The organism is Streptomyces lucensis JCM 4490 (assembly GCF_014650035.1).
Classification (GTDB): domain Bacteria; phylum Actinomycetota; class Actinomycetes; order Streptomycetales; family Streptomycetaceae; genus Streptomyces; species Streptomyces lucensis.
Map to the genome: position 1 here is coordinate 57,353 of NZ_BMUE01000022.1, position 26,130 is coordinate 83,482.

The 26,130-nt window shown below is 72.8% G+C and carries 21 protein-coding genes and 1 pseudogene; 8 read left to right on the top strand and 14 right to left on the bottom strand.

Features of this window, described 5'->3' with window-relative positions; genetic code table 11:
* Nucleotides 1–145: 145 nt before the first annotated feature.
* The gene (locus IE177_RS32365) at nucleotides 146–1,339 is read left to right on the top strand and encodes an anhydro-N-acetylmuramic acid kinase (RefSeq protein ID WP_190019039.1); all 1,194 of its coding nucleotides are present in this window, start codon (nucleotides 146–148) and stop codon (nucleotides 1,337–1,339) included.
* 89 nt (nucleotides 1,340–1,428) lie between these two features.
* Nucleotides 1,429–2,499, top strand: coding sequence for a DUF2510 domain-containing protein (locus IE177_RS32370; protein WP_190019040.1), 1,071 nt, complete (start codon nucleotides 1,429–1,431; stop codon nucleotides 2,497–2,499).
* 118 nt (nucleotides 2,500–2,617) lie between these two features.
* On the opposite strand, the gene IE177_RS32375 is transcribed toward IE177_RS32370, so the two are convergent.
* Nucleotides 2,618–3,262: a TetR/AcrR family transcriptional regulator gene (locus tag IE177_RS32375; RefSeq protein WP_190019041.1), complete on the bottom strand. Its 645-nt coding sequence runs from the start codon at nucleotides 3,260–3,262 to the stop codon at nucleotides 2,618–2,620.
* Between the two features lie 179 nt (nucleotides 3,263–3,441).
* Between IE177_RS32375 and IE177_RS32380 the strand changes: the two genes are divergently transcribed.
* Both IE177_RS32380 and IE177_RS32385 read left to right on the top strand, forming a co-directional pair.
* Entirely contained in the window at nucleotides 3,442–4,242 is an 801-nt protein-coding gene (locus IE177_RS32380; protein WP_190019042.1) for a phosphatase PAP2 family protein, read from the top strand.
* The gene (locus IE177_RS32385) at nucleotides 4,239–5,210 is read left to right on the top strand and encodes a DMT family protein (protein WP_190019043.1); all 972 of its coding nucleotides are present in this window, start codon (nucleotides 4,239–4,241) and stop codon (nucleotides 5,208–5,210) included. Before IE177_RS32380 ends, IE177_RS32385 begins: the two co-directional genes overlap by 4 nt.
* Before the next feature lie 78 nt (nucleotides 5,211–5,288).
* Here IE177_RS32385 and IE177_RS32390 read toward each other — a convergent pair whose 3' ends face one another.
* The 9 genes and pseudogenes from IE177_RS32390 to IE177_RS32430 all read right to left on the bottom strand — a co-directional run bounded on the left by IE177_RS32390 (nucleotide 5,289) and on the right by IE177_RS32430 (nucleotide 17,446).
* Complete coding sequence (locus tag IE177_RS32390; RefSeq protein ID WP_190019044.1) at nucleotides 5,289–6,137, bottom strand: LURP-one-related family protein; 849 nt, start codon at nucleotides 6,135–6,137, stop codon at nucleotides 5,289–5,291.
* A 66-nt stretch (nucleotides 6,138–6,203) separates the two neighbouring features.
* The gene (locus IE177_RS32395; protein WP_190019045.1) at nucleotides 6,204–8,252 is read right to left on the bottom strand and encodes a phosphocholine-specific phospholipase C; all 2,049 of its coding nucleotides are present in this window, start codon (nucleotides 8,250–8,252) and stop codon (nucleotides 6,204–6,206) included.
* A 195-nt stretch (nucleotides 8,253–8,447) separates the two neighbouring features.
* A pseudogene (locus IE177_RS32400) lies at nucleotides 8,448–10,620 on the bottom strand (discoidin domain-containing protein).
* Between the two features lie 53 nt (nucleotides 10,621–10,673).
* Nucleotides 10,674–12,281 carry a glycoside hydrolase family 13 protein gene (locus IE177_RS32405; protein ID WP_190019046.1) on the bottom strand — a complete coding sequence of 536 codons (1,608 nt, stop codon included), beginning with the start codon at nucleotides 12,279–12,281 and terminating at the stop codon, nucleotides 10,674–10,676.
* A gap of 33 nt (nucleotides 12,282–12,314) precedes the next feature.
* Nucleotides 12,315–13,193: a carbohydrate ABC transporter permease gene (locus tag IE177_RS32410; protein ID WP_190019047.1), complete on the bottom strand. Its 879-nt coding sequence runs from the start codon at nucleotides 13,191–13,193 to the stop codon at nucleotides 12,315–12,317.
* Nucleotides 13,190–14,143 carry a carbohydrate ABC transporter permease gene (locus tag IE177_RS32415; RefSeq protein ID WP_190019048.1) on the bottom strand — a complete coding sequence of 318 codons (954 nt, stop codon included), beginning with the start codon at nucleotides 14,141–14,143 and terminating at the stop codon, nucleotides 13,190–13,192. The genes IE177_RS32410 and IE177_RS32415 overlap by 4 nt, the downstream gene beginning before the upstream one ends.
* Before the next feature lie 5 nt (nucleotides 14,144–14,148).
* A complete protein-coding gene (locus IE177_RS32420) occupies nucleotides 14,149–15,501 on the bottom strand; it encodes an ABC transporter substrate-binding protein (protein ID WP_190019049.1) in 1,353 nt (450 codons plus the stop codon).
* A gap of 119 nt (nucleotides 15,502–15,620) precedes the next feature.
* Nucleotides 15,621–16,619: a LacI family DNA-binding transcriptional regulator gene (locus tag IE177_RS32425; RefSeq protein WP_190019050.1), complete on the bottom strand. Its 999-nt coding sequence runs from the start codon at nucleotides 16,617–16,619 to the stop codon at nucleotides 15,621–15,623.
* A 155-nt stretch (nucleotides 16,620–16,774) separates the two neighbouring features.
* Nucleotides 16,775–17,446, bottom strand: a complete 672-nt coding sequence (locus IE177_RS32430) for an MmyB family transcriptional regulator (RefSeq protein ID WP_190019051.1) — start codon at nucleotides 17,444–17,446, stop codon at nucleotides 16,775–16,777.
* A 240-nt stretch (nucleotides 17,447–17,686) separates the two neighbouring features.
* On the opposite strand from IE177_RS32430, the gene IE177_RS32435 reads away from it, so the two are divergent.
* Nucleotides 17,687–18,343, top strand: a complete 657-nt coding sequence (locus IE177_RS32435) for a helix-turn-helix domain-containing protein (protein ID WP_190019052.1) — start codon at nucleotides 17,687–17,689, stop codon at nucleotides 18,341–18,343.
* Nucleotides 18,344–18,509: 166 nt separating this feature from the next.
* Nucleotides 18,510–18,737: a hypothetical protein gene (locus tag IE177_RS32440; RefSeq protein ID WP_190019053.1), complete on the top strand. Its 228-nt coding sequence runs from the start codon at nucleotides 18,510–18,512 to the stop codon at nucleotides 18,735–18,737.
* Between the two features lie 134 nt (nucleotides 18,738–18,871).
* Here IE177_RS32440 and IE177_RS32445 read toward each other — a convergent pair whose 3' ends face one another.
* Complete coding sequence (locus IE177_RS32445) at nucleotides 18,872–19,552, bottom strand: 4'-phosphopantetheinyl transferase family protein (RefSeq protein WP_190019054.1); 681 nt, start codon at nucleotides 19,550–19,552, stop codon at nucleotides 18,872–18,874.
* Nucleotides 19,500–20,405 (bottom strand): metallophosphoesterase family protein, encoded by a 906-nt coding sequence (locus IE177_RS32450; RefSeq protein ID WP_190019055.1) that lies wholly within the window; start codon nucleotides 20,403–20,405, stop codon nucleotides 19,500–19,502. Before IE177_RS32450 ends, IE177_RS32445 begins: the two co-directional genes overlap by 53 nt.
* 308 nt (nucleotides 20,406–20,713) lie before the next feature.
* Between IE177_RS32450 and IE177_RS32455 the strand changes: the two genes are divergently transcribed.
* A complete protein-coding gene (locus IE177_RS32455; RefSeq protein ID WP_190019056.1) occupies nucleotides 20,714–21,835 on the top strand; it encodes an ATP-grasp domain-containing protein in 1,122 nt (373 codons plus the stop codon).
* Between the two features lie 78 nt (nucleotides 21,836–21,913).
* Here IE177_RS32455 and IE177_RS32460 read toward each other — a convergent pair whose 3' ends face one another.
* Nucleotides 21,914–23,251 (bottom strand): 6-phospho-beta-glucosidase, encoded by a 1,338-nt coding sequence (locus IE177_RS32460; RefSeq protein WP_190019057.1) that lies wholly within the window; start codon nucleotides 23,249–23,251, stop codon nucleotides 21,914–21,916.
* Between the two features lie 502 nt (nucleotides 23,252–23,753).
* On the opposite strand from IE177_RS32460, the gene IE177_RS32465 reads away from it, so the two are divergent.
* Nucleotides 23,754–25,190, top strand: a complete 1,437-nt coding sequence (locus IE177_RS32465; protein ID WP_190019058.1) for a glycoside hydrolase family 16 protein — start codon at nucleotides 23,754–23,756, stop codon at nucleotides 25,188–25,190.
* On the opposite strand, the gene IE177_RS32470 is transcribed toward IE177_RS32465, so the two are convergent.
* Nucleotides 25,165–26,127 (bottom strand): helix-turn-helix domain-containing protein, encoded by a 963-nt coding sequence (locus tag IE177_RS32470; RefSeq protein WP_190019059.1) that lies wholly within the window; start codon nucleotides 26,125–26,127, stop codon nucleotides 25,165–25,167. The two genes, IE177_RS32465 and IE177_RS32470, sit on opposite strands and share 26 nt — an antisense overlap.
* Nucleotides 26,128–26,130 lie beyond the last annotated feature (3 nt).

A 26,130-nucleotide genomic window follows, 5' to 3' on the forward strand; every position in this document is an offset into this window, starting at 1 on the left:
GCTGCGACCAGCCGGTGAGCAGCGCACGGGGCGTCAACCGTGCCCGGGCGGCGAGCGCACCGGCCTGGTGGGGCGTGCTTCGGAAGCGGCCTTCGGAAGCGGCCTTCGGGAATCTTCGGGATCCTTCGGAAAGGGGAGTCGACTCGTGCGGGTGATCGGGCTGATGTCGGGGACGTCGTACGACGCCGTGGACGCGGCTGCGGCCGAACTGCAACTGGTGGACGGGGTGCTGACGCTGCGGCCGCTGGGGATGGTGAGCACGTCCTACGGGGGCGGTCTGCGCGCGGCGCTCACGGCGGCGCTGCCACCGGCGGCCGTGCCGCTCGCCGAGGTGTGCCGGCTCGACACCGGCATCGGCCGGGCGTTCGCCGCGGCGGCGGTCCGCGCGGACCGCGAACTGTGCGGCGGACGGGGCGGGTTGGTGGCCTCGCACGGGCAGACGGTGTTCCACTGGGTGGAGGGCGGCCGGACGCACGGCACGCTGCAGCTGGGGCAGCCCGCCTGGATCGCGGAGGCGACCGGGCTGCCGGTGGTCGCCGACTTCCGCTGCCGGGACGTCGCGGCAGGCGGTCAGGGCGCGCCGCTGGTGAGCCTGGTGGACCTGCTGTGGCTGCGGGGCAGGCCGGGCAGGCCGGTCGCGCTGAACATCGGCGGCATCGCCAACCTGACCGCCCCGGACGGGACGGCCTTCGACACCGGGCCGGGCTGCGCGCTGCTGGACGCGGCGGTGCGGGAGTTCAGCGGCGGGCGCCTGGCGTACGACGCGGACGGCGCGCTGGCCGCGCGCGGCACGGTGGACCAGCGGCTGCTCGACCGGCTGCTCGCGGAGCCGTACTACCGGCGGCCTGCGCCGAAGACGACCGGCAAGGAACTGTTCCACCACGGGTATCTGCGGGCGGCCGGGCTGTTCGACGGCGTGCGCCCCGAGGACGCCCTGGCGACGCTCACCCTGCTGACGGCCCGGACGGTCGCGGACGCGGTGACGTCCGTCGGCGCCACCGAGGTGATCGCGTCCGGTGGAGGCGTCCGCAACCCGGTACTGACGGGGCTGCTGCGGGAGTTGCTCGCGCGGACCGCGGTGCGCACCTCGGACGAGCTGGGGCTGCCGGCCGCCGCGAAGGAGGCGTACGCCTTCGCGGTCCTCGGCTTCCTGACCGCCCACGGCCTGCCGGGCACCGATCCACGCAGCACCGGTGCCCGCCGGCCGAGCGTGCTGGGGTCGCTCACACCGGGCCGGGACGGCTTCCGGCTGCCGCCACCCGCGGCCGACGCGCCCGAGCGGCTGGTGGTGGATGCGGCGGCGCGGCGGGAGCCGTGCGTCCCCGGCAGCGGCGGATGACGGCGGAAAACGGGCGCAATCCACCCGTCGGCGGGATTGCCGGCGGCCCCTCTCATTCCCTTCTCACCGACGCCTCATACGGTGGGGCCATGACGCAGGTGACTCCTCCCGGGTGGTACCCCGACCCGGGGCAGACGAATGACGGTCCGCCCATCGAGCGCTGGTGGGACGGCAAGGCCTGGACGGAGCAGACCCGGCCCGCCGGGACGGCCGCCGCGTGGGGTCCCCCGACACAGCAGGCCGCCTTTCCCGCGCAGCCGGCCGGCCCGGCGCCCACGGCTCCCCCGGCGTACGGCGCCTACCCGGGTTATCCGGCGTATCCCGAGCAGCCCGCGGGCGGTTCGCGGCGGGGCCTGCGCACGGGCATAGCCGTGGCCGTGGCGGCCGCGGTCCTGGTGAGCATCGGGGTCGGCGTGTACGCCCTCGCCGGAGACGGCGGTGACGACGGCGGCCGGGCCGCCGGCACGCAGGGGCAGGACGGCGGCCGTGGCGGACCGTTCGGCGGCTCCGGCGGCGGACCGGGCGGGTCCGGGGACTCCGGCGGCTCCGGGGACTCCGGCGGGTCCGGTGGCTCCGGCGGCCCGGGGGGTACCTCGCCGTCGCCGGGCCGGTCGGACGCGCCGAAGATCAAGGGCGGCGGTACGGTGCCGGATCCGGTCAACGGCATCAGCCTGCCGGTGCCCGAGGGCTGGAGCGGGGAGACGATCAGCATCGGCGCGCAGGTGACGTCCGAGAACGCCTACAAGTGCCCGGGCAACACCGCCAAGACGTGCACGGCGGGCGGCGCGTACACGGCTCCGGCGTCGGTGCTGCGGATCAGCGGCGACACCGCCGAGGAGGTCGCCAAGGCGGACATCTCGGCCAACGCCGAGCAGTCGTACGGTGGTACCACCTACGGCAGCGTCACCTCGCACGAGGTGCTGGCGTCCAAGGCCGTGACGGTGGCCGGGCAGAAGGGTTACCTGGTGCGCTGGAAGGCGGTCACCAGCAAGGGCGCCGACGGCTACGTCGAGTCGGTCGCCTTCCCCTCCCCCAACGACGCCGATCGGATGGTCGTGGTGCGCTTCGGCGTGGACGTCGGCCAGAAGGTGTCCGTCATCGACGAGATCCTGAAGGGGATCAAGGTGTCCTCCGGCGGCGGATCCGGCCAGGACGTCTGACGGCCCGGACGGGAGGAAGTCGGCCGGGTGGGGCGCCCCTCCGCTCAAGGGGAACCCCACCCGGCCGGGGGGTGCGCGCCGCCCCCGTCCCCACGGTGCGGCGCGATCAGGTCACCGTTCAGTCATCCCGTGAACGGCGGCCTGGGTCCTGGGTGAGTCCGAGCGCGGGGAGCACCGTGGCCTCCACGAACCGGACGAGGTAGTCGGCGTCGGCGTACTGGCCGCTGAGCACGGGCCGCACGCGCAGGACGCCGAACAGCATGGCGGGGATGTACTCCAGCGCGGGGTGGTCCGCCGCCACCTCGCCCCGCTCCACGCCGCGGGCCAGCATCTCCTGCAGCGCGGCGATCTCGGGCAGGACGAGCGCCTCGCGCAGCGCCTGGGCCAGTTCGGGGTCGGCCGTGACCGCGTGCCCGAGCGCCTGCATCAGCCGGGCGTCCTTGCCGGACCAGTCGCCCGCGGCCCGCGCGGCCTCGCGCAGGTCCCCGGCGAGCGAGCCGGTGTCCACACCGGCGAACCGCACCCGGCGGCTGGCGCGCAGCGCGGCCGCGACGAACTGCGGCTTGGTCTTCCACTGCCGGTAGAGCGTGGACTTGCTGCACCGGGTGCTGGCGGCGACGCCCTCCATGGTCACGGACTCGTAGCCGCACTCGCGGATCTGTTCCAGCACGGCGTCGAAGAACTCCCGCTCACGCTCCGGCGTGATCTTGGAGCGGCGCGAGGCGGTGGCCGTCTCCGGCCCGTCCGCGGCCTGCGACGTCATGCGCTGGTTCCCCTCACTCGTGGTTGGCCGGTGCGTGCTTCCAGTGTGTCGCACCCTCTTCGATACGCCAGTGTACCGGTACTCGGCCGTATCGGTACACTCGCGTATCGGTACACTGACGTATCGGTACGCCAACGTATCGAAGGACTCGCACCACCATCAGCAGAGGGGGCCGGGGGATGAATGCCCGCACCGAGCCTGAAGAGGCGCAGGCGGAGCTGGACGCGACCGTCCGGCCGCCGCTCCTACGCGAGTTCCTGCTGGTCGCAGGCCTCTTCCTCGTCTACAAGCTCGGACGGCGGCTCGCCACCGGCCACACCGGGGACGCCTTCCGCAACGCCCGCCGGATCTGGGACCTCGAACGGGCGGTGCACCTGCCCGCCGAGACCGGCGTGCAGTCCGCGCTGCTGCACGGCGGCATACCCGTCCACCTGGCGAACACCTACTACGCGACGGTGCACTTCCCGGCCACGCTGCTCTTCCTGGTCTGGCTCTACGTCAGGCGGCCCGCCCACTACATATGGGCGCGCCGGGTCCTCGCCGTGGTCACCGCGGCCGCCCTGGTACTGCCGTTCACGTTGCCGCTGGCCCCGCCGCGGATGCTGACCGGCACGGGCCTGGTGGACACCGGACGGATCTACGGCCCGTCCGTGTACGGCCCGCCGGCCGACGACCACCTGTCCAACCAGTTCGCGGCGATGCCCTCCCTGCACTTCGGCTGGGCGCTGATGGTGGCGGTCGGCCTGATCGCGGCCACCCGGTCCCGGTGGCGCGCGCTGTGGCTGCTGCACCCGCTGATCACCCTGCTGGTGATCGTGGGTACGGCGAACCACTACTGGCTCGACGCGATCGCCGCGACGGCCATGCTCGGCCTCTCCCTCGCCGTCGTCCACCCGCCGCGGCGCACGGCCGGCCCCGTGGACCGCGGTTCGCGGCGGCTCGCCCCCGACACCTCCGTGCCGGTCGGAGCGGGCCGATGAGCGCCGCCACGCTGGTCGCCGTCGGCCTGTCACTGATCTCGGCCGTCGCCTACGCGCTGGCCGCCGTGGCCCAGGAACGCCTCGCCTCCCGCGGCCCCGGCGCCGGCCTGCCGCGGCTGCTGCGCACGGGCGCCTGGTGGTCGGCGGTCGGCCTGAACGCGGCCGGGGCCCTGCTGCACGTCGTCGCCCTCGAGTACGGCCCCCTGACCGTCGTCCAGCCGCTGGGCGCGCTCACCCTCGTCGCGGCCGTGCCGCTCGGGGCGCGGGCGGCCGGGCGGCGGGTCAGCGGTACGGAGTGGCGCGGTACGGCGCTGACGCTGCTCGGGCTCGCCGTGCTGCTGGTCGCCGCCTCGGGCCCGGCGCCCACCCGGGTGCTGTCGCTGCCCGGGGCCGTGGCGGTCGCCGGTACGACCGCCGCCGTGATCGGCGTGCTGTCCCGGCCCGGCGCCCGGCCCGGCCTGCGGCACGCGACCGCGTCCGGGTTCGCCTCCGGTGTCGCCTCGGCGCTGACCCAGACGGTGACCGTCGCGGCCACGAACCGTTCCGGGCCGGTGCCCGGGATCGAGGTGATCGTGGTCGCCGCACTGGTCGCCGCGTTCGCCGCCTGCGGGCTGCTGCTGTCGCAGACGGCCTACCGCGGCGGGCTCGGCGGTCCGCTGGCCGTGGTCACCCTGGCCAATCCGGTGGCCGCCGCGGTGATCGGCCTGACCCTGCTCGGGCAGGGTTTGCGGGGCGGCGCCGCCGGTGTGCTGCTGGCGCTGGCCGGAGCGGGCCTGGCCGCCCGGGGTGTGGTCCTGCTGACCCGCGCGGCCCCCGCACCGGAGCCCGCCGGCGAGCCCGCGGAGTCCGGGGTGCGCGACGAGCACCCCGTCGCGGCGGTGCTGGCGTTGCGGGGCACGGCGGCGACCGCCGAACCGGCGCTGGTGCCGCGGCGACCGGAGCGGCCGGGACACCTCACGGCGCTGTGAGGGCACACGACGGCGGCCGGTGCACGGTGGTTCTCCGCGTGCACCCGCCGCCGTCGCCGTGTTTGACCGGACTGCCGGTCAGCCCCAGCCGCGCGCGTCCTGCTTGAGGGCGGTGTCGACGGTCAGGGCCGTCGCCACGACCAGGCTCAGCAGCGGTTCGGGCAGCTGGTAGTGGATCTGCAGGACGTAGTTGTCCGCCGTGGTGAACAGCGTCTTGGCGAGGCCTTCCCACGTCTTGGTGATCCGCGCGACCTCGTTGTCCGCGTGGTCGACGATGGCGAAGTTCCAGGCCCGCCAGTTCTCCGCCTTGATCGCGCCGACCTGCTGGCCGTTCGCGGTCATCGCGAAGTTGATCTTCCCGATCATGTTCTTCTGGACGATCTCGCCGACCGGCGATCCGTCCGGGCGGGTCACGATCACCCGGGACTTGAAGATCTTCGCGGGGCGGGTCAGCAGCAGCTGCGGCTGGCCGTAGGCGTCGCGGATCTCCAGCTTGTGGGTGAGGAACTGGTCGAGGCTGGAGACGAAGCGCAGGATCTTCCTGAGCACCCCCTGGCCGACCTGGGTGACCGAGCCGATCTCCCGGCCGTTCTGATCCATGACCTTGTACTCGTTGGTCAGCTCGATCAGCTTGGCCTTCTGGTTCACGACCAGGACGGGCTCGGTGAACAGGGTGCCGCCGCCGGGGCCGGCCGCGACGCCCGCCTGCTGCTGCACCTGGCGCTGCACCTTGGCGTCGGGCGCCTGCTGCTGCGGGATGTGCGCGGCGGGCTGCTGGGGAGCGGCCTGCGGCGGGACCTGACCGGCGCCCTGCTGCGCCGGGTTGGTGTGCTCGGTCCACTGGGTTCCGTCCCAGTAGCGGAGCGTCTGGGCTGCCCCGTGCGGATCGGGGTACCAGCCTGCAGGAGTGTTCGATTGCGTGGTCACCGGGGCACACTACCCTGATGTGCCCGGTACCTGACCAGCCTGAACGGAACGGTCTTCATCGCCCGTTCACTCCGTCACGATCGCCGGGTCGCTGACGCCGGGCAGCCCGTTCTCCACATGTCCGGCGAATCGGCGTGAAAAGGCCGCGTCGGCCTCACAGGTGACGGTCAGGTCGTACCAGCGCCCGCTCTCCGCGAGGCCGACGGCGTGCCGCACGGTGGCCCCGGGCCGCACGCCCACCACGAGCGGCCGGCCGCCGTAACCGTTCGTCACCTTCAGCCGCGCCGTGCCGGAACCGCTGTTGGTGAAGGCCAGTTCTAGCCGGTCGCCGGCGTGCCGGGCGGTGACCTCGGGGCCCGCGGTCCCGCCCCGGCCCCGGAAGACGCGCAGGAAGCCGTTCGGGCCGTGGACGGCGAGGTCGTAGACGCCCGCGGAGCAGGCCGGGTCCCAGGTGTCGGAGACGGTCTTGCCGGCCTCGGTGGTGTAGCTCCAGGGACCGTCGGTGCGGTTGCCCGCGGTGACGAGGAAGGCCGCGCCGGCCCGCGCGCCCGAGGCGAAGGTGAGCGTGTACTTGCCGGTGGCGGTGTCCATCGAACCGTCCACCGCGGGCGCGTACTTCAGCGGGCGGGTGGGCCGGCTGCCGCGCTCCTGCCGGGGCAGTGAGGGGGTGGCGGGCGGGGTGGGCACGTAGTCGGGGTGGCGGGCGCGGTCCGGCGGCCGGTAGCCGGCCGTGGACGGCAGCGCGGCCGGCCGGGTGTCCTTGCGGGAGAAGTCGAAGGCGCTGGTCAGATCGCCGCAGACGGTGCGCCGCCACGGCGAGACGTTCGGCTCGTGCACACCGAAGCGGCGCTCGATGAACCGGATGATCGAGGTGTGGTCGAACGTCTCGGAGCAGACGTAACCGCCCTTGCTCCAAGGGGAGACGACCAGCATCGGCACGCGCTGGCCGAGTCCGTAGGGACCGGCCGGGTGAGCGGCGTCGCCCCGGAACAGGTCGAGCGAGGGGTCGACGGTCGACCTGCCCTGGGCGGCGGAGGCCGGCGGGAAGGGCGGGACGACGTGGTCGAAGAAGCCGTCGTTCTCGTCATAGGTGAGGAACAGTGCGGTCCTGCCCCACACCTCGGGGTCCGAGGTGAGCGCGTCCAGGACCTGCGCGATGTACCAGGCGCCGTAGTTGGCGGGCCAGTTCGGGTGCTCGGTGAAGGCCTCGGGGGCGACGATCCAGGAGACCTGCGGCAGCCTGCCGGAGGTGACGTCCGCCCTGAGCCGGTCGAAGAAGCCCTCGCCCTTGCGCGCGTCCGTGCCGGTGCGGGCCTTGTCGTACAGCGGGTCACCGGGCTTGGCGTCGCGGTACTGGTCGAAGTAGAGCAGGGAGTTGTCGCCGTAGTTCCCCCGATAGGCGTCGTCGATCCAGCCCCAGCCGCCGTTCGCGTCCAGCCCGTCGCCGACGTCCTGGTAGATCTTCCAGGAGACGCCGGCCCGCTCCAGGCGCTCCGGGTACGTCGTCCAGCCGTAGCCCGCCTCCTCGTTGCCGAGGACCGGGCCGCCGCCCTTGCCGTCGTTGCCGGTGTGACCCGTCCACATGTAGTAGCGGTTGGGGTCGGTTGAGCCGATGAACGAGCAGTGGTAGGCGTCGCAGATGGTGAAGGCGTCGGCGAGCGCGTAGTGGAACGGGATGTCGTGCCGGTTCAGGTAGGCCATCGTCGTCGCGGACTTGGCGGGCACCCACTTGTCGTACCTGCCGCCGTTGAAGGCGGCGTGCCCGTCGTTCCAGCCGTGCGGCAGGTCCTGGAGGAAGGCCAGGCCGAGGTCGTCGGCTTCCGGGTGGAAGGGGAGGACGTCCCGCGTGCCGTCGGACTGCTTCCAGACGGACCTGCCGTTCTGGGTGACGGGGCGCGGGTCGCCGAAGCCCCGGACTCCGCGCAGCGAGCCGAAGTAGTGGTCGAAGGAACGGTTCTCCTGCATCAGGACGACGATGTGCTCGACATCGTCCAGCGAACCCGTGCGGCGGTGGGCGGGCAGGGCCGCCGCGCGCTGGATGCTGCCGGACAGCGCCGTGAACGCCGTGGTGGCTCCCGCGAGCTGGAGGAAGCGCCGACGATTTGCTTCGGGCATGCGTGAGGATCCTCTCTCCCTGACGTGCGCGTTGCCGCCGGCCGGCACAAGCCGCGCGCAGCGAGTGTTCCAAGAGCAGCGAACGTCAGGGAAGGGTACGGTGGCGCCTCCGTGAAACCCGGCGGTCCGTGCGGTGCGGCGTGCCGTTCGCCGGCCACGGCCGGGTGCGGACCGTGACCGGCGACCGGGCCCGCGTCAGGAGCCGGAATACGCCTCGACCTCACTGAACTGCCCGGCCGGCCAGCCCGTGTTGGCACTGACGGTCAGGCGCAGATGGCGCAGGTTCGTGCCGCTCGGCAGGGACACCGTCGCGGTGTTGCCGGTGGCCGGGTCGAAGCGGTAGCCCTGGGGGCCCACCACCGTGGAGAAGTGCGAGCCGTCCGTGCTGCCGAGCACGGTGATGGTCTGGGTGCGGGCGCCCCAGGCCGGGGACGGGGGCAGCTTCAGCACGAGCCGGCGCACGGCGTAGGCGGAGCCGAGGTCGACGGTCCAGGACTGCGGCAAGGCGTTGTTGGACGACTCCCAGTAGGTGCTCGCGTCGCCGTCGACCGCCTTGCCGGGCGTGTAGACGTCCTGGGAGCCGGTCGCGGTGGCCGGGCGGCCCTTGGCCAGGTTGCGGCCCGGGTCGGGGTCGGGGTTGCCCTCGCCGGGCCGGGGCCAGGTGGAGCAGTCCGCCCAGGTGCTGGACCAGCCGGAGTTGCCGCCTCCGTCGGTGAGCGTGAAGGAGCCGGAGTTCGCCGGGTACGGGCAGTTGTAGACACCGGCCGCGCCGACCTGGGCGGCGGTGACGTTCCGGAAGGTGGCCGCGCCCTGGGCCTCCGCCTGGACGACGACCGTTCCGGTGTTCCGCACGGTCGCGCCGGTCACGCTGACGCCCCGCACCGGGTGTCCCCGCCCGCCGCCGGAGACGAACTCGAAGGCGCTGTAGGGGCTGTCCGTGATGGTGGTGTCGGTGATGTCGACGGTGGCGTTGACGGCGCTGTCGTAGGAGTCGACCCGCAGGGCGCCCATCGGATGGTTCCAGTTGGGGTTCATCGCCCCGGTCCGCACCAGTGTGTTGCCGTCGACCGTGATGGTGCCGGACAGCGGGAAGAACGGGTCGAGGAACTTCTGGTTGGAGATCGCGATGCCGCTGCCGAGGGCGTTGGTGTCGGAGACGAGGTTGTTCCGCACCGTGATGTCCGTGCCGCCGTAGACGGCGATGCCGTTGGCGAGGTTGGGCTGCGAGATCGTGTTGTTCTCGAAGCTGGAGTCGGTGTCCGGGGAGTACAGCGACCACATGGCGAGGGAGTCGTCGCCCTGGTTGCGCAGGAAGTTGTTGCGTACGCGGACGCCCTTGGCCGTGCCGTTGAGGTTGAGGCCGTCGGCGGTGGTGTCGAGGATGCGGCTGTTCTCCACCACCAGGTTGTCGTTGGGTCAGCCACAGCCCGACCTTGAGGTGCTGGAGCCACATGCCGGAGACGGACGAGCCGGGGCCGAGGGAGCCGTTGACGAAGTTGTCCGGGCTGGAGTCGACGCGCTCGGTGACCTCGCCGATCACCGCGAAGTCCTTGATGTGGACGTTCCCGGAGGAGCTGGCCTGGTCGATGAAGCGGGAGGTGTGGACGACCGAGTACCAGCTGCCGGCGCCCTGGAGGGTGACGTTCTGGACGCCGCTGAGGGAGGACGTGACGCGGTAGTCGCCGGGCGGGATCCAGACCGTTCCGCCCCGGGCGGCGGCGATCGCGTCCCGGAAGGCCTGGGTGGAGTCGCCGTCGCCGCTCGGGTCGGCGCCCTTGGAGACGACGGACACCGATCCGGCGGGCTGGGTGGCCGCCCCGTCGACCTGCTCGAAGTCGGCGACGTCCACGGTGACCTGGGTGCCGGTGGACTCCACGGCCACCTTGTCGCCGGCCTGGACGTTCCGGCCGAGCAGCAGCCGGGCGTTGTCGAAGAAGTGGTGCGTCCGGGCGCCGGCGATCCATCCCGTGTCCACGTACGAGTACTTGGAGGTCACCGGGATGGTCCTGGAGATCCTGTCGCCGTTCACGTACACGTTCAGCGAGCCGGACTGGCCGTCCGGGACGCTGTAGGCGATGTTCACGGCATCGGCGGCGCGCGGCACCGTGAACTGCACCCGCTGGCCGGAGGTGAGCCGCACGGCCTGCCGGCCGGAGGCCTCCGAGGCGAGGGTTCCCTGGGTGTAGTCGGGGCCGATCTTCGTACCGTCGGTCGTCGCGGACTCCGCCTCCACCGAGGCGAAGGGGAGTGTCGCGCCGGCGGCCGCGTGGGCCGCCGGGGCGACGGTGACGAGCAGGCCCGCGGCGAGGGCGACGACCGCCCCGATGGCCGGCATGCGCCTGACGTGTCTGGCGGTGCTGCTGTGCATGTGCTGATCCCTTCGTGGTGGGGGTGCTGGGGACAGCTGTGCGTGCGGTCGGCTCAGGCCAGCAGCCAGGCCGCCGTGTCCTGCGGCAGCCGGCCGGCGTGGTCCAGCGGGCCACTGCTGAGCAGGAGCCGGGAGTGGGCGGGAAGACCGGCGGGCGTGGGGGCGAGGTTCACCACGCACAGCGCGCCGCCCGCGCGGGCGAAGGCGAGGACGCCGTCGGGGGCCGGCAGCCAGGTCAGGGGACCGTCGCCGAAGACGGGGCGGGCGGCGATGGCCTCGCGGTACAGGGAGAGCATGGACTGCGGGTCGTCCTGCTGCCGGTCGACCGCGTAGGAAGGCCAGTCGGGCGGCTGCGGCAGCCACGGCTCCCGCTGGGAACCGAATCCCGCGTACGGCAGGCCGGCGGCCCACGGCAGGGGCACCCGGCAGCCGTCGCGGCCGGGGTCGGCGCCCCCCGACCGGAAGTGCATCGGGTCCTGGATGCGGGCGGCCGGGACGGCTGCCTCCGGCAGGCCCAGTTCCTCCCCCTGGTACAGGTACACCGAGCCGGGCAGCGCCAGCGACAGCAGGGCGGCCGCGCGAGCCCTGCGGGTGCCGAGCGCCAGGTCCGTCGGGGTGCCGAAGGCCTTGGCGGCGAAGTCGAAGGCGGTGTCCTCGCGGCCGTACCGGGTGACCGTGCGGGTGACGTCGTGGTTGCACAGCACCCAGGTGGCCGGGGCCCCGACGGGGGCGTGCTCGGCGAGCGTGGCGTCGATCGAGTCGCGCAGCCGGCCGGCGTCCCAGGGGCAGGACAGGAAGGAGAAGTTGAAGGCGGTGTGGAGTTCGTCGGGGCGCAGGTACCGGGCGAAGCGCACGGGGTCGGGGAGCCAGACCTCGCCGACGAACACGCCGTCGTGGGCGTCGGCGACCGCCCGCCAGGAACGGTAGACGTCGTGGAGTTCGTCGCGGTCGACGAACGGGTGGGGGTGCGGGTGCGCGGCGAGGTCGGGCAGGTCCGGGTCCTTGGCGAGCAGGGCCGCCGAGTCGACGCGGACGCCGGCCACGCCCCGCTCGAACCAGAACCGCAGGATGTCCTCGTGTTCCCGGCGGACGGCCGGGTGGGCCCAGTTGAGGTCCGGCTGTTCCGGGGTGAACAGGTGCAGGTACCAGTCGCCGTCGGGCAGCCGTGTCCAGACCGGTTCGGTGGAGCCGGCGAACTGCGACGGCCAGTCGTTGGGCGGGAGTTCGCCGCGCGCGCCGCGGCCGGGCCGGAAGTGGAACAGCTCGCGCTCGGGACTGCCGGGGCCGGCGGCGAGGGCGGCCCGGAACCAGGGGTGCTGGTCGGACACGTGGTTGGGCACGATGTCGACGATGGTCCGGATGCCCGACTCGCGGGCCTCGGCGATGAGTTTCTCCGCCTCGTCGAGGGTGCCGAAGGCCGGGTCGACCGTGCGGTAGTCGGCGACGTCGTAGCCGCCGTCCTTCATGGGTGACAGGTACCAGGGGTTGAACCACAGGGCGTCCACGCCGAGCCGGGCCAGGTACGGCAGTCGTGCGCGGACGCCCGCGAGGTCCCCGGTGCCGTCGCCGTCGCCGTCCGCGAAGCTGCGGACGTACACCTGGTAGATGACGGCCGAGCGCCACCAGTCGCGGTCGTTCGGGGCATGGGTGGGCTGTCCCACTGGGCTTGCCTTTCTGTGGACGGGGCGCCTGCGTCAGCCCTTGGTGCTGCCCGCGCCGATCCCGGCGATGATGTGCCGCTGGAAGACGAGGAACAGCGCGACCATCGGGATGCTGGCGATCACCATCGCGGCGATGAGCACGGTGAGCTGGATGTTCTGCGACAGCTGGACCAGTGCCACGCTGATCGGCTGCTTGCCGGTGTCGGAGAAGACCATGAGCGGCCACAGGAAGTCCTGCCAGACGGCGACCAGCGCGAAGATCGAGACCACGCCGAGGACCGGCCGGGACATGGGCAGCACCACCGACCACAGGATGCGCAGCTTCCCGGCGCCGTCGATCTCGGCGGCCTCCAGGACCTCGCGCGGCAGCTGGTCGAAGAAGCGCTTGAGCAGGTAGAGGTTGAAGGCGTTGGCGACGGCCGGCAGCCAGATGGCCAGGGGGGCGTTGAGCAGGCTGGTGTGCAGGAGCGGCAGGTCCGCGACGGTCAGGTACTTCGGCACGACCAGGGCCTGCGCCGGGACCATGAGGGTGGCGAGGATGCCGCCGAGGATCACCTTGCCGAACACCGGCTGCAGCTTGGACAGGGCGTAGGCGGCGGCCGTGCAGAACACCAGCTGGAAGGCCCAGGCGCCGGCCGCCTGCACGACCGTGTTCTCCAGGTGCCGCGGGAGCTCCATCAGGTCCCAGGCGTCGCGGTAGCCGCCGGCGTGCCAGTGCTCGGGCAGCAGGGTCGGCGGGGTCCGCGCCACCTCGTCCGGGGACTTCGTCGCACCGGTCACCATCCAGTAGACCGGGAAGAGGAAGGCGAGCGTGAACAGGACGACGACGGCGGTGAAGACCGTCCAGTAGACGGCCCTGCCGCGCGGGCGGGCGAGGGCGGCCGGGGAGACGAGGGTGCGGGTGCTGCTCATGTGTCCCCCTCGGAGCGGGTGAGCCGCAGGTAGACGGCGGAGAAGGCGCCCAGCAGGAGCAGCAGCATGACGCTGAGGGCGCAGGCCCCGCCGAAGTCGTTGTAGAGGAAGGCGTACTTGTAGATGAGGTAGAGGACGGTGACGGTGGCGTTCTCGGGTCCGCCGCCGGTGATGACGAACGGTTCGGTGAAGACCTGCATCGTCGCGATGATCTGGAGGAGCATCAGCATCAGGATCACGAACCGGGTCTGCGGGATCGTGACGTGCCGGATGCGCTGGAGGAGTCCCGCGCCGTCCAGTTCGGCCGCCTCGTACAGCTCGCCCGGGATGGACTGCAGGGCGGCCAGGTAGATGAGGACGGTGCCGCCCATGTTGGCCCAGGTGGCGACGATCACCAGGGAGACGAGCGCGGTGTCGGTGCCGTTGGTCCAGTCGGAGGTGGGCAGGTGCAGGAAGCGCAGGGCCTCGTTGGCGAGGCCGGCCCCGGGGTCGTAGAACCACTTCCACAGCAGGGCGCTGACCACCGGCGGGATCATCACCGGCAGGTAGACCACGACGCGGAAGAACGCCTTGGCGTGCCGCAGTTCGTTGAGGACGAGGGCGAGCACGAAGGGGACCGCGAAGCCGATGAGCAGGGCGAGCAGGGTGAAGGTGAGGGTGTTGCGCCAGGCGGCGGTGAACTCGGGGTCGTCCAGGACGCGGGTGAAGTTGGCGGTGCCCACCCACTCGGGTGAGGAGCCCGGGGTGTACTTCTGGAAGGCGATCACGACGGCGCGGATCGCCGGGTACCAGGAGAACAGGGCGAAGCAGACGAGGCCGCCGAGGAGGAAGCCGTAGGCGCGGGCCTGGTCGGCCAGGCGGCGCCGCCTGAGGTCCCTCGCCGGGGGCGGCGCCGGGGCCGGGTGGGCGGCGGCCGGTGCCGGGGGTTGTCGCTCGGCCGTCTTCGTCATGGCGGTCAGCCCCGGGCCAGGATGCTGTCGATCTTGCCGGACGCCTGCTGGAGGAGCTGGTCGATGTCGGCGTCCTTCTCGGTCAGGACGGCGGAGACGACGGAGTCGAGCACGGAGTAGATCTGCTGGGCGTTCGGCGGCTCGATCTTCATGGTGAGGTGCCGGCTGCCGTCGAGGAACGCCCGGTAGTTCTCCACCGGGACGTTGGCGTTGGCCTTCTTGGCCTGCTGGTCCTTGGCGTCGGCGGCGCCGGTGAACAGGCGGGGCTCGGGCAGGCCGACTGGTGCGTCGTGCTTCTTGGCGCGGGCGTAGTCGCCGAGGAAGCCCGCGCCCGGGGTGAGGAACATGTGGTCGAGCCACTTCAGGCCGGCCCGGATCTGGGCGGGCGTGTCGTGCTTGTTGAACATGTAGCCGTCACCGCCGATGAGGGTGCCCCGGCCGCCGGGCATGGGGGCGATGGCGATGTCCTCGTAGTCGGCGCCCTTCTCCTTGACCAGGATGGGGATGTTGTCGGGGGCGGCGAGGTACATGCCGAGCCTGCCGGAACCCATCATCTGCTGCGCGTCGTTGATGACGAGGAGCTGCTTGCTGCCCATGGAGTCGTCGGTCCACCGCATGTCGTGCAGGTTCCGCAGGACGGCGTGGCCCTCGGGGGTGTCGACGGTGGCCTTCTTGCCGTCGGCGTCGACTACGTCGCCGCCCTGCGCGTACAGCTCGGCGGTGAAGTGCCAGCCGCCCTGGTTCTGGGCGCTGTAGTCGGCGTAGCCGACGGTGCCGTCGCCCAGCGCGGCGATCCTCCTGGCGTCGGCGCGGACCTCCTCCCAGGTCGCCGGGGGCCGGTCCGGGTCGAGTCCGGCCTTCTCGAAGAGCCTGCGGTTGTAGATCAGGCCCATGCTGTAGCCGGTGCGCGGGATGCCGTAGACCTTGCCGTCGACGGTGTAGATGTCGCGCAGCTGCTTCTGGACGGTGCCGTAGCTCCTGAGTTCCTTCAGGTACGGCGTGAGGTCCGCGGCCTGGTCGATGTCGACGACGTGTCCGGCGTCGGTGAAGTACGTGTAGAAGACGTCCTCCATCTGCCCGCCGGCGAGTTTTGCGTCGAAGGTCTTCGGGTCCTGGCAGGGGAAGGCGTCGTGGGCGACGACGTCGATGTCCGGGTTCCGCTTCTCGAAGGAGGCGACGTCCTCCTCGAAGAACGAGCGGTCGACCTTGGCGCTCCTGGGCGGCTCGCAGTTGACGGTGATGCGGGTCTTGCCGCCGGCCGAGGCGTCGTCGCCCGGCCCGCAGGCGGTGGCGGCGAGGGTGAGTGCGGAGCAGACGCCGATCGCGACGAAGGTACGGCGGAACCCGGTGCTTCTCATCGGTGGACCCCTCAAGGCAGGAGCGGTGGGCGCCGCACACTCAAGCACCGCCGACACCTGTCCGCAAGATGTCGCGCAGAATCTGAAATTATTCGACAGAAGCTTGGATCTTTCGGGGTTCAGTCCCGTGGGGCTTGCGCCGTGGATCCGCGCACCACGAGCTCGGGTTCGAACAGAAGCTCCTCCGCGGGTACGGCGGTGCCGCCGATCTGGGCGTTCAGCAGCTCGACGGCGGCGCGGCCCATGGCCTCGATGGGCTGGCGGACGGTCGTGAGCGGGGGCTCGGTGCAGTTCATGAAGGCCGAGTCGTCGTAGCCGACGACGGAGACGCGGCCGGGGACGTCGTACCCCTTGCGGCGGGCCGCCCGGACGGCGCCGAGCGCGAGGGGGTCGCTGGCGCAGATGATCCCGGTGACGCCGCGGTCGATGAGCCGTGAGGCGGCCGCGTGCCCGCCCTCGATGGAGAAGATGGCGCGGGCCACGCGCTCCTCGGGCAGATCGCCGGCGACGGACCGGGCGGCGGCCAGCTTGCGGGCCGAGGGCATGTGGTCGCCGGGCCCGAGGAGCAGGCCGATGCGCTCGTGGCCGAGGGAGGCGAGGTGCCGCCAGGCCTGTTCGACGGCGACGGCGTCGTCGCAGGACACGCCCGGGAAGCCGAGGTCCTCGATGGCCGCGTTGACCAGCACGACGGGGATGTTGCGCTCGGCGAGCCGCCGGTAGTGGTCGTGCGGGGCGTCGGCCTGGGCGTACAGGCCGCCGGCGAAGACGACGCCCGAGACCTGCTGCTGCAGCAGCAGGTCGACGTAGTCCGCCTCGGAGACGCCGCCCTTGGTCTGCGTGCACAGCACCGGGGTGAGCCCGTGCTGGGCGAGCGCGCCGCCGATGACCTCGGCGAACGCCGGGAAGATGGGGTTCTGCAGCTCCGGCAGGACCAGACCGACGAGCCGGGCGCGCTCGCCGCGCAGCTGGGTGGGGCGTTCGTAGCCGAGGACGTCGAGGGCCGTCAGCACCGCCTGCCGGGTGGCTTCGGAGACCCCGGGCTTGCCGTTGAGCACCCGGCTGACCGTGGCCTCGCTGACCCCGACCTTCTTCGCCACTTCCGCAAGTCGTCGCGTCATGAGCGCAAGCGTAGCGCAAGTTACGCAAGTCGCTTGCGTAAAGAAGGCGTGTCGCGAGAGGGGGGCGGCACGGAATGGAGGAGCGGCGCTCGGCCAAGTGGGGGGCGGGTTCCCGACCCGGCGCCGCCGGCGACCTGAACGCCGGCGGTGCCGGGTCAGCCCTGGGAAGCCGGGACGACCGCCAGATGCGTGGCCGCGCCGCGCGGCCGGCGGGCGCGACGGGCGGGCGCGGGTGCCCGTCGGGGATCGCGCAGCACCATCGTCAGACGCCGGTGGCCGAGCCCCCGCAGTATCTCGGGTGTCTCCTCGACGATGCGGCACTCGGTGGGACCCCGGCGCGGATCGGGGTGGAGCAGCAGCCGGACGGCTCCGTCGAGCCGCGCCCCGGCCTCGCCCACGGCCCGGATCCAGTGCGGCAGACCCTGCCGGTAGGCGGCCTCCATGAACGGGTCCTGGGCGATGTCCCGGCGGATCGCCTGGAGTTCGTTGTCGTGACCGTAGGTCTCCAGCGCCGTGCGGAGGTGGGCCAGTACCGGCAGGCACCAGCCCGCCTCGTGCTCGCCGAGGAGGTCGGCCGCGTCCGGGTGGAAGAGCACGAACCGGAGGAAGTTGTCCCCGGGCATGGCGGTCGGATGAGGGCGCACGCCCCGGAAAAGCGTCTCGAACGCGCCGTTGGCCATGACCACGTCCCAGCGGTGGTCGACGACCAGGGAAGGGAACGGCAGGGACTCCAGCAGCACGGCGTAGTCCTGCAGGTACGCCTGGGCGTCGCAGCTCTCGGGGACGGGCCGCGGTGCCGGCCGCTGCCCTCCTGCCTGATATGCCATCGGGAGGTCACCCCTCTTGCCTCTGCGGCCTTCACGCGGCGATGCGATCCTGCTGCCCAGCCAGGAGCGGTGTCAACTATCGTGGCATTTCACGGCGGTTGACGGCTGAAATTCGCCACAGTTGTGGCGAGACCTGGATGTGAGTTCGAGACACCCGCTACTCTCCGGGAAGTTCACGGCGACCGCTTGCGGCAAGCACGCACGCGTCCGAAGCCCTCGAGAGACGTAGGAGTTCTTTCGGTGACGGATGGCTACGAGGATCCGGACGCCGCGGCGACCGCCCAGCTGCCGGCCGTCGTCGCACGCGTCACCGCGCTCGCCGACCGGCTCGGCGTGCCGCACACCGAGGTCTTCGACGTCGGGCGGCTCTCGGCCGCCTGCGGCGTGCCCGAGCCGGTGGTCAAGGCGCTGCTCAGCGGACGCCCGGCGGGCGAGCCGGACGTGCAGGCGCGCTTCCTGCAGCGCCTCGACCTGCTGCGCCGCACCCGGCTGAAGCCCAACGGCCGCAGGTACACCCAGCAGGAGATCGCCGACGGGGCGGGCATGTCCCGGCAGCAGGCCGGCGCGCTCATCAACGGCGACCGGCGGCCCACCATGGAGCACTGCGACGCGCTGCAGCGCTTCTTCCGGGTGCACGCCGGTTTCCTCACCGCGGAGGACCCCGAGGCGCTGGCCGGTGCGCTGCAGCGCACCGAGCAGGAACTGCTGCAGAAGCTGGCCGACCGCGAACGGGCGGCGGCCGAGCCCGTGGACGACCCGCTGGAGCGGCTGCTGCAGGACCACGGCGTGCGCGGCATAGCCTGGCGGGCCGCCCAGTTGCCCACCGACCAGCACCGGGACAAGGTGGCGGAGTGGCTCGACATGCTGCTGGAGAGCGTCAAGCGGCCCGAGGCGTGAGCCGCCGGGCGGCCGGCTGCTTCCGCCCTTCCTGAGCGGGGAACCGGCGCGGGGTCCGGGGGCGTTGTCAGTGGGGGACGGCAAGCTGGACGCGTGCGCCGTCCGACGCGGCGCACGGCGCCGCAGGGCGCGTGACCGTGACGCCTGAACCGGGGAGAGCCGACCGATGCCCACCGCCGTACTGACCGACCGTGAGCGCACCGCCGTCCAGGCCTACCTGCGGCTGCTGCATACGGTGCGCGCCGCCTTCGACGGGCCACCGCAGGGCGACCGGCCCGCCGTCGTCCCTCCCGGTGTGCTCGCCGAGGCGGAGGCGGCCCTGACGGGGGCCGGACTCGCGGGCAACGAGGAGGAGTTCTTCCGGTTGCTGCGCGACTGGTGCCCGCCCGCCTGACCGGCCGCACGGCCCGCCGCCGTCGGTGACCGCGTGACGGCGGCGGCCGTCCGGGGTACGCCGGCGTGGGCCGGAGGCGGCACGACGGCGCCGGTCCGCCGGATCGGGCGTGTGCAGGCGTGTTCAGGCGTGCTTCAGGCGTGCGGAACCACGACGCTGGTGGCCAGCACCCCGTCCCGGACGACCCAGCGGCCGTCGAAGGAACGCAGCCGGCGCCCGCCCACCAGGGGGCCGGGGACGAGGAGTTCGGCGTGCAGCGTGCCGGCCGGCGCGCCGCCGGGCTCCGGGTCGAGGGTGATGTCGGCCTCGGTGAAGTCCAGCCACTTGCCGGTGAGGGGGTACCACGCCTTGTAGACGGACTCCTTGGCGCTGAACAGGATGCGGTCCCAGTGCACGGTCGGCCGCTGTGCGGCGAGGTGGGCGAGCCGCTCGGCCTCGGCGGGCAGCATGACGGCGGAACCGACGCCGTCCGGGAGCGGTCCGTGGGGTTCGGCGTCGATGCCGAGGGAGGCGAGGTCGCCGGCGCGGACCAGGGCGGCGGCGCAGTAGCCGTCGCAGTGGGTCATGCTGCCGGTCAGGCCGGCCGGCCAGCGCGGGGCGCCCCGCTCGCCGTGCACGACGGCCTGCGCCGGGACGCCGAGCTTCTCCATCGCGCGCCGCGCGCAGCCGCGTACGGCGGCGAACTCACGGCGGCGTTTGCCCACCGCGCGCGCGACGAGCGCCTCCTCCTCGGGGTGGAGCGGGGTGTCCCACAGCGGGTCGTCACTGTGTGCCTCCACGGCCACGACCGACTCCGGGAGCAACTCCTCGATCACCGGCTTCGCCCTCCATCGGCATGATGCGGCGCAGCCGCCCCGGCGGCCCGGGACGCTTTCGCCACTCGCGGGGATATCCCACGGAGACCTCTTCGAAGCGGACTCCGTCGTGCCAGGTGGTGCGGGGGATGTGCAGATGGCCGTAGACCATCGTGGCGACGCGGAACCGGCGGTGCCAGTCGGCGGTCAGCCCGGTGCCGCACCACATGGCGAACTCGGGGTACCACAGGACCTCGGTGGGGTGCCGGTCCAGTGGGTAGTGGTTGACGAGGACGGTCGGCAGGTCGGCGGGCAGCGCGGCGAGTCTGCGCTCCGTCTCGGCGACCCGGGCCCGGCACCAGTCCTCGCGGGTCGGGTAGGGGTCGGGGTGCAGCAGGTACTCGTCGTTGCACACGATCCCCGTGCTCCTGGCGTAGTCCAGGCCCTCGGCCTTGGTGGCGCAGCCGGCCGGCAGGAACGAGTAGTCGTACAGAAGGAAGAGAGGGGCCACGGCGACCGGGCCGCCGGGGCCGTGCCACACGGGATAGGGGTCCTCGGGGGTGACCACGCCCAGTTCACGGCACAGTCCGACGAGGTGCTCGTAGCGCGCGACGCCGCGCAGTTCGACGGAGTCCTTCGGATGGGTCCACAGTTCGTGGTTGCCGGGCGCCCACAGCACCTTGCGGAAGCGGCTCGCGAGGGTGGTCAGGGCCCAGCGGATGTCGGCCACGGTCTCGGCGACGTCGCCGGCCACGATCAGCCAGTCGTCGTCACCGTCCGGACGCATCTCCTCGACCAGGGCCCGGTTCTCGGGGTAGCTGATGTGCAGGTCGCTGATGGCCAGCAGCTGTCCGGCCCCGGCCGTCGACTCCACCCCGTACCCCTTTTCCGATCATCGGCTGACCGCACCACCTGAACACATCAGCGGCGGTCGGACAAGACGGTTCCCGGCCGGACGCCGCTCGTGGCCCACGCCGGACACCCGCCCGGCGTACGGGCGCGGCCCCGCCCGAATCCGTAACCCGCGCGTTGCACGCGGCGACTCTTGAAAGCCGTATGATCCCCCCAACACCGGCGCCCCTCAGCCCTCTTCGACAGGGCCGTTCCGGTGACCCTTCCTTCCCTCTGCCCGGGCACGGGCCGCTCGGCCCTGCCCTGCCCGCACCCCGAAAGGCGGCCGGCATGCCCTCTCGCGTACGCGTCTGGCTCAACCGCACGTACGCGGAGAACGTGTTCTTCATGGATCAGCTGCGGAGGAATCCCAGCGGCCGGGCCGTGGAGATCCACGCCACGCACGGGGACCCCGACTCCCCCGTGCTGGCCGCCGCCGACACCGCCGAGCCGGAACCCGAGGGTCTGTCCCCGGCCGCCTACGTCGAGTACGCCCTCGACCAGTGCGCCCGGCGCGGCATCGACGTCTTCGTACCCCGGCTGCACCAGACGGCGATCGTGGCGCACCGAGCCGAGTTCGCCGCCGCCGGGACGGCCCTGCTGGCGCCCACGCGCGAGGCGGTGGCCGTGTTCGAGGACAAGGCCACCGCGTACGAGGCGGTGCGCTCGGTGGGCGTCCCGGTACCGCCCTGGTGGCGGGTGCGCACGGCGGACGAACTCCTCTCAGCGGTGGAGGAGTTGGAGACCGCCGGGCACAGGGCGTGCTTCAAGCCGGCCGCCGGGGCGGGCGGGGCGGGCTTCCGGGTGATCACACGGGCCCCCTTCTCGCCGGCCGCTCTCGCCGGCTTCCCCGGCCCGTCCGTGCAGCTGGACCTGGTCGTCGAGGCGCTGGCCCGGGCCGAGGAGCCGGTGGACTGGCTGGTGATGCCCCGCCTGGAGCGGCCCGAGGTGTCCGTCGACTGCCTGACCGGGCCGGACAACCGGGTGCGGCTGGCGGTGGGCCGCACCAAGAACGGCCGCCGCCGGGGCTTCACCCTGGACGAGCGGTGGCTGGAACCGGCCCGGCTGATCGCCGGGGGCTTCGGTCTGCACTACCTCTCCAACATCCAGTTCCGCATGCTCGGCGACCGTCCGGTGCTGCTCGACGTCAACACCCGTCCGGCCGGCGGTCTGCACCAGCTGTCGCTGTGCGGGGTGAACGCGCCGTGGGCCGCCGTGCGGCTGGCGCTGGGCGAGGACCCGGGAACCGTCGAACCGCCGTTCCTGGGGCAGGACTACACGGTGGTGCCGGGACCGCGCCCGCTGCTGCCCGCGGCCCTTCCGCGGCAGAGGACGGGTGCGGACGAGGTACGGCTCCCGGCCGTGCCCTCACCCGCTCGGGCGGTCTCGGCGGCGAAGCCGCTGCCGCTCTGAGCCTACGGCCGGGCGCGCATCCGCCGTGGCCGCTCGCGCGGCCCGCCGAGCCCCTGCCGCGGGGGCCGCCGGGTCGCGCTACGCCAGGTACGCCAGGCCGGGATGGACCCGGGTGTAGGCCTCGACCAGCCGGCGGGCCACGGTGACCGAGTCGACCAGCGGGTGCAGCGCGAAGGCCTTCACCGCCGTCGCCCGGGAGCCGGACTCGGCCGCGGCCAGCACCTCGCGCTCGACGGCCTTGACCGAGCAGACCAGTCCGGCGGCGTGGCCCGGCAGCGGGTCGGCCGCCAGGGGGTGGGCGCCGCTCGCGTCGACCAGGCAGGGGACCTCGACGACGGCGTCGGCGTCGAGGACGGACAGCGTGGAGCGGTTGCGGACGTTGAGGATCAGGGTGGTGCGCTCGTCCCGGGCGACGGCCCGCATCAGGGCGAGGGCGACCTTCTCGTAGCCGCCGGACAGGTCCTCGGCCTCGCGCTCGCCGGCGCCGGCGCTCTCCCGGTTCTCGGCCATGTAGGTGGCCTCCCGCTCGGCACGGGTGCGGTCCCAGGCGGACAGCGCGGAGACGCCGGGGTCGACCGCCTCCGTGTAGAACCGGGCCTGCTGGTCGCGCAGGAAGGCGCCGCGGGTCCTGGCCGCCTCCTGGTAGGCGCGGACGGTCTCCCGGTTGAAGTAGTAGTAGTGCAGGTACTCGTTGGGGACCGCGCCGAGCGAGCGCAGCCAGTCGGCGCCGAAGAGCCGTCCCTCCTCGAAGGAGCCGAGGAGCGTGGGGTCGGCGAGCAGTCTCGGCAGTTCGTCGCGGCCGGCGACGCGCAGGCCGCGCACCCAGCCGAGGTGGTTGAGACCGACGTAGTCGACGAAGGCCTCCTTCGGGTCGGCGCCGAGGGCGCGGGCGACGCGGCGGCCGAGGCCGACCGGCGAGTCGCAGATGCCGATGACTCGGTCGCCGAGATGGCGCGCCATGGCCTCGGTGACCAGGCCCGCCGGGTTGGTGAAGTTGATGACCCACGCCCCGGGGGCCAGGCGGGCCACGCGCCGGGCGATGTCGACGGCGACGGGAACGGTGCGCAGGCCGTAGGCGATGCCGCCCGCGCCGACGGTCTCCTGGCCGAGCACCCCTTCGGCGAGCGCGACCCGCTCGTCGTCCGCCCGGCCCGCCAGTCCGCCGACGCGGATCGCGGAGAAGACGAAGTCGGCGCCGCGCAGCGCCTCGTCGAGAGCGGTGGTGGCGGTCACCTCGGGGGCGCCCGGGACGCCGGCGGCCTGTTCGGCCAGGACGCGCGTCACCGCACGCAGCCGGCGGGCGTCCGTGTCGTGCAGGACGACACGGGTGACCCGCCCCTCGGCCCGGTCGGCCAGCAGCGCACCGTACACCAGCGGCACCCGGAACCCGCCGCCGCCCAGAATCGTCAGCTTCACGCCCCGCACCCTTCCCGCGCGTCCGCCACCACGATAGGCCGGGGGCGCCCGGCTACCGGCGGGCGGGGCCGCCGCGCGCCCGCTCGGCCGGCGCCCGGCCCACCGCCCACCCGCGCCCGTGCAAGCCGCCCCGCGGGCACCCCGGCCACCCGAAGAACCCTCGCATGCAGCGCACAGCACGACAGCCCCCCAGGGAAGCGGGGAACTGCGCGACCGGCCCACCACCACCCGCACCCGCGCAAGAGGCGACCCGCCCCGCCGCGCGGGCACCACGGCCACCCCGAGGAACCCTCGCATGCAGCGCACAGATCCGCGATCTGGGCCGGTACGGGTGGCTTCAGTCCGTGAACTCCCTTGGACCCAAAGGAGTTTCTTTGTTTTAAGTCTTGACGGCCGCCAAGGCGGAGAGCACATTGGCGGCACTCTGAGAGCGCTCTCAGACGTCGTCGTGGGAGCGCTCTCATGACCAACTCCCGCACACTCCGTACCCGAGAGGCTCCCCATGAACGAAACCTCCGGCACGCCGCACCCGGGCGGCGCGCGGTCACGCCCGGACGACAGACGGCGGCGCTCCGTCCGCAGGGCCCTCGTCGCCGCCCTCGGTACGATGAGCCTCGCCGCGGCTCTCGCCGGCACCGCCACCCTGCCCGCCGAGGCCTCCGCCCCCACGCCGCCCACAGGCTGGACGCAGGTCTTCGCGGACGACTTCGACGGTGCCGCCGGCTCCGGCGTCGACACCGCCGACTGGCAGTACGACACCGGGACGTCGTACCCGGGCGGTGCCGCCAACTGGGGCACCGGTGAGGTCGAGACGATGACGTCGAGCACCAGCAACGTCGCGCTCGACGGCAACGGCAACCTGCTCATCACCCCGCGTCGCGACGCCTCCGGCCACTGGACCTCGGGCCGCATCGAGACCAGGCGCACCGACTTCCAGCCCCCGTCGGGCGGCAAGCTGCGCGTGCAGGCCCGGATCCAGATGCCCGATGTCACCGGGGCCGCCGCCAAGGGTTACTGGCCCGCCTTCTGGATGCTGGGCTCGCCGTTCCGCGGCAACTACCAGAACTGGCCCGGCGTCGGCGAGCTGGACATCATGGAGAACGTCCAGGGCCTCAACACCGACTGGGCCACCGTGCACTGCGGCACCAACCCGGGCGGCCCCTGCAACGAGACCTCAGGCATCGGCGGCTCCACCGCGTGCACCGGGACCTCCTGCCAGGCCGGCTTCCACACCTACGCGATGGAGTGGGACCGCTCCACCGGCCCCGAGGAGATCCGCTTCTACCTCGACGGCGTCAACTTCCACACCGTGAAGGCCAACCAGGTCGACGCGGCGACGTGGGCCAACGCCACGAACCACGGCTACTTCGTCATCCTGAACGTGGCGATGGGCGGCGGCTTCCCGGGCGCCTTCGGCGGTGGCCCGGACAGCGGGACCGAGCCGGGCCACCCGATGACCGTCGACTACGTGCAGGTCCTGCAGTCCTCGGGCGGCGGGGGCGGCACCACTCCCCCGCCGTCCGGCGACCGGGACGCCTACAGCGCCGTCCAGGCCGAGTCCTACGACGGCCAGTCCGGCGTGGTCTCCGAGTCCACCACGGACTCGGGCGGCGGGCAGGACATCGGCTCCCTGGCGAACGGCGACTGGGCGCTGTACAAGGGCGTCGACTTCGGCTCGACGGCGGCCAGGCAGTTCTACGCCCGGGTGGCGAGCGGGGCCGCGTCCGGCGTCAGCGGACTGGTGGAGGTACGGCTGGACAGCCGCGGCAGCACCCCGATCGGCAGCTTCGCGCTGGCCGACACGGGCGGCTGGCAGTCGTGGCGGACCGTCCCGGCGAACATCGGCCCGGTGACGGGCACGCACGACGTGTACCTGACGTTCAGCAGCGGCCAGCCGGCCGACTTCGTGAACGTCAACTGGTTCGACTTCGGTCACTGACCGGATCCCCGGGCCACTCCTTGAGGAGTTCCGCCCGGAACGCCACCGGCGTGACACCGGTGTGCAGCTGGAAGAACTTGGAGAAGTTCGCCGCGTCGGGGAAGCCCACGGCCGCCCCGACGCGGCCGATCGGCATGTCCGTGTGGGCGAGCAGGCGTTTGGCCTCCAGGACCACACGCCTGTCGATGAACCCCTTGGGCGTCTCGCCGGTGGCCGCGCGGACCGCGCGGACGAGGGTGCGGCGGGAGTAACCGAGCGCGTCGGCGTAGGCGCTGACGCTGTGCTGGGTGGCGAAGCCCTGCTCGACCGCGTCCCTGAAGAGGGTGAAGGTGCTGTCCGCCGGCCGCCGGGGCGCCTGGGCCGACCCGGCCGCGAGGTGGGCCAGGCGCAGGAGGAACGCTGTCAGGGTGTGCCGCAGCACCGCCGTGTGCAGGCTCAGCGGAAGCGTCGCGGTGTCCTCGTACTCGCGGCGCAGCTGCTCCAGGGCCGCCCGGAGCGCGGCGAGTTGCGCCGGGCCCGGGTGCAGCAGCGGCGGCAGGTCGTAGCGGTACAGACCGGTGGCCTCGACGGTGGAGCGGGGCAGGAAGCCGGGTTGCATGGTCAGGACGGTTCCGCGGTACTCGCTCCCGCGGGCGAAGCGGTGGACCTGCCCGGGGCGGATCCACAGCAGGTCGCCGGCCGCGGCCTCGTACTCGGCGAAGTCGATCATGTGCCGTACGGGGCCGCCGGTGAAGAGCATGACCACGTGGAAGTCGATGCGGTGGACCCGGTGCAGAGGAGCGTCGGCGTGCCAGGTGCGGTCGCTCCCCAGGGGGCCGATCTGCATGCCGACGCCGCCGACGGCCAGGTCGGCCGGGAAGGGGAAGGTCCTGATCCCGCCGCCGTCGTCCGTGCCCTCGCTCCCGGCCCGGGGGGTCCGGGGTGCTCTGTCCGCCATGTC

What these genes read in the sequence shown, in the direction of transcription:
- IE177_RS32370 (WP_190019040.1), top strand. Translation starts at nt 1,429, where the DNA reads ATGACGCAGGTGACTCCTCCCGGGTGGTACCCCGACCCGGGGCAGACG.
- IE177_RS32375 (WP_190019041.1), bottom strand. Translation starts at nt 3,262, where the DNA reads ATGACGTCGCAGGCCGCGGACGGGCCGGAGACGGCCACCGCCTCGCGC.
- IE177_RS32380 (WP_190019042.1), top strand. Translation starts at nt 3,442, where the DNA reads ATGAATGCCCGCACCGAGCCTGAAGAGGCGCAGGCGGAGCTGGACGCG.
- IE177_RS32385 (WP_190019043.1), top strand. Translation starts at nt 4,239, where the DNA reads ATGAGCGCCGCCACGCTGGTCGCCGTCGGCCTGTCACTGATCTCGGCC.
- IE177_RS32395 (WP_190019045.1), bottom strand. Translation starts at nt 8,252, where the DNA reads ATGCCCGAAGCAAATCGTCGGCGCTTCCTCCAGCTCGCGGGAGCCACC.
- IE177_RS32410 (WP_190019047.1), bottom strand. Translation starts at nt 13,193, where the DNA reads ATGAGCAGCACCCGCACCCTCGTCTCCCCGGCCGCCCTCGCCCGCCCG.
- IE177_RS32415 (WP_190019048.1), bottom strand. Translation starts at nt 14,143, where the DNA reads ATGACGAAGACGGCCGAGCGACAACCCCCGGCACCGGCCGCCGCCCAC.
- IE177_RS32420 (WP_190019049.1), bottom strand. Translation starts at nt 15,501, where the DNA reads ATGAGAAGCACCGGGTTCCGCCGTACCTTCGTCGCGATCGGCGTCTGC.
- IE177_RS32425 (WP_190019050.1), bottom strand. Translation starts at nt 16,619, where the DNA reads ATGACGCGACGACTTGCGGAAGTGGCGAAGAAGGTCGGGGTCAGCGAG.
- IE177_RS32430 (WP_190019051.1), bottom strand. Translation starts at nt 17,446, where the DNA reads ATGGCATATCAGGCAGGAGGGCAGCGGCCGGCACCGCGGCCCGTCCCC.
- IE177_RS32440 (WP_190019053.1), top strand. Translation starts at nt 18,510, where the DNA reads ATGCCCACCGCCGTACTGACCGACCGTGAGCGCACCGCCGTCCAGGCC.
- IE177_RS32455 (WP_190019056.1), top strand. Translation starts at nt 20,714, where the DNA reads ATGCCCTCTCGCGTACGCGTCTGGCTCAACCGCACGTACGCGGAGAAC.
- IE177_RS32465 (WP_190019058.1), top strand. Translation starts at nt 23,754, where the DNA reads ATGAACGAAACCTCCGGCACGCCGCACCCGGGCGGCGCGCGGTCACGC.
- IE177_RS32470 (WP_190019059.1), bottom strand. Translation starts at nt 26,127, where the DNA reads ATGGCGGACAGAGCACCCCGGACCCCCCGGGCCGGGAGCGAGGGCACG.